The organism is Mesorhizobium sp. M4B.F.Ca.ET.214.01.1.1, from assembly GCF_004791545.1.
GTDB lineage: Bacteria > Pseudomonadota > Alphaproteobacteria > Rhizobiales > Rhizobiaceae > Mesorhizobium > Mesorhizobium abyssinicae.
This window is the reverse complement of the sequence record NZ_SRUX01000196.1, coordinates 1-326: the sequence shown is the minus strand read 5'-3', so window position 1 is coordinate 326 and position 326 is coordinate 1. Positions and strand designations below refer to the sequence as shown.

Below are 326 nucleotides of genomic sequence, written 5' to 3'. Positions count from 1 at the left end.
GGAAAAGGCCCTTCGGCAATCCCGTTCCGGTGAGCGACCTCGCCACCGAGATCCTCGACCCGGTGCTGCGCAAGCGGGCAGGCATCTCGATCGGTCTCGTCCAGTCCTGGGAAGAGATTGCTGGCCCGCGCCTGGCCATCCACTCACGGCCCGAAAAGATCCAGTGGCCGCGCCGCTTGCACGAGGACGATCCATTCGAGCCGGCCGTGCTGGTCATCGCTTGCGAAGGCATGGCCGCGCTTCACCTGCAGCACGAGACCGGCGAGATCATCAACCGGGTCAACGCCTTCCTGGGCTTTACCGCGATAGGCCGCATCAGGATCGTC

General features: G+C 65.0%; 1 protein-coding gene. It reads left to right on the top strand.

Annotated features, from left to right (window positions below):
• Positions 1-326, top strand: a 326-nt coding sequence (locus EN857_RS33865) for a DciA family protein (RefSeq protein ID WP_135897717.1), incomplete at both ends; no start/stop codon positions are given.